1 protein-coding gene is annotated in these 1,844 nt (G+C 50.2%); it reads right to left on the reverse strand.

All coding sequences use genetic code 11. The features are described 5' to 3' along the window. Positions 1-218: 218 nt before the first annotated feature. Positions 219-1,844, reverse strand: a 1,626-nt coding sequence (locus CKO28_RS27480) for an ATP-dependent nuclease (RefSeq protein WP_207168965.1), incomplete at its 5' end; no start/stop codon positions are given.

Genomic DNA, 1,844 nt, shown 5'->3' on the forward strand with positions numbered 1-1,844 from the left:
TCAGGGGTATGTTCGACCACGGCGGGTGAGCTCCTGCTGATCGTAGGTTTTCGTCTCCACACCGAAATCTTACGACTATTCAGCAGCTTGGGCTACACCCGCCGTCCCCCATGAATTTTCCGGGCTAAGCCCCCGGCCCACTGGAATTGGGCAAGCAATTCCGTAGTGGGTACGTAAGACCTGATGCCTTTCACGATGACGCTGAGAGCGCTCTCACCTTACTCATAAATCGCCCGCACCAACTCGGCAAAAGTGTCAGGGACCTCTGCCTCGCTCACTGCGCTAAAGTGCTCAAGCGCAGCCAATGCCTTACCTTTCTTTTTACCCGCGGTCTTAGACACCCCGCACGCTGCTTCGAAATCGCTTGCAAAAACCCACTGGGAACCAATCCGATTATCTATCTCAGTTGCGATTGTATCGTTCAACGCATAGGTTCGTTCTCTCTCCCGTCGCTTCTCAGCACTTACATCTGCGCCCCACACTTCGGGTAGTGGGTCCTCGTCATGCACCACTACGTACGGGATCCCAAACGCATTCGCGATCTTGATATACAAAGGCAGGTTGTGTTTTGCCCCACAATCAATGACTGAAACCTCTGGATTAAACAGACCCAATTTCTCGGCCACAAACGGGATCATGACTTTCTCGGTCTCTCCCTCAACGAAAACCACTTTCTCCGCAAAGAAAATTTCACCTCTCTCGGGATTTATCCACTGCGCCATATGAAAGCGCCGCTTCCGGTCGTCCACGTCACCACTTTCAAACAACTCCTCTGTACATTGCCTTATCTGGCTACCTTCAGCCGGACTTGGTTTTGAGATAATGCCGATATCTCGGTAAAAATTTAGATCAACAAAGTGTGTCGAGTGTGTTCCGAGTAGTACTTGGTGCTCGTCTGTGTCAGAAATATCACGTAACGACTTTGCCAATCGCCGCTGAGCGTGCGGGTGCAAATATAATTCCGGCTCTTCGATAGCGAAGATAACCGACTCCGATTGCTTCCGCGCTTTAACCTGTTCTTGATCCGACCCTGCCGGTACGGCTTTTAATGCAGCCGCCCAGGATCGTATCAAGGCGAACATCATAGCTCTTTGGAGCCCATGGCCTTTGCGGTCAGCAGTCGTCTGAACACCATCGTCGAGATGTACGTCGGTGCCCAGCTCGAAAATTTTTTCCATCTCAGGTGGGGAGATTTGTATATTTACTGACACACCCCACGTTTTCAGCTCGTCTTCCAAGCGGGATTCGAGGGCTTTCAGTTCATTTTCCCTCCCGGTTGTTTGTTCTCGATCATTCAGTGATTGAATAACCTCAGCCATACGTTGCTTTGCTTCAATAAATCGTTCATCCCGCTCAGCCATCTCGTTAACCGCACGGTTCATAAGCCGACCAAATGTCGTATTAGATTTAATTTTGATTTCTTCAGTTAAATCGCGAACAGCCGGTACGAGGAAAAATTCCGGCAACACGCCGCCGCCTACATTTTTTTGACCGAGAAGTGGACCATTTTCGATCTGTCTAACAAAATTAACCTTTTCGATATGTTCTTCAATATATTTTTGCTGGGCTTGTTCGATATCCGATTTTGATAGACGACCGGAGGGTGCAACATAATCCACCAATGGTGTTTCACTTATTTTTTGGCGTGACGCGTAATGTCCCACGTTTTCGGATTTTAACCACTCCTCGCGTGGCGCATCAATCCAACCGTTATATGGTAAGCGCCCCCTACGCCCCATTGGCATAGGGTGTTGACGCGCGACCACGGGTCTCGGCGGCGCACGAGGCGCCACCGGGACCCGTGGGCAACAAACTTTGCAAACTTTATTGGTTTTGCTGGGCCG

Source organism: Rhodovibrio sodomensis (assembly GCF_016583645.1).
Classification (GTDB): domain Bacteria; phylum Pseudomonadota; class Alphaproteobacteria; order Kiloniellales; family Rhodovibrionaceae; genus Rhodovibrio; species Rhodovibrio sodomensis.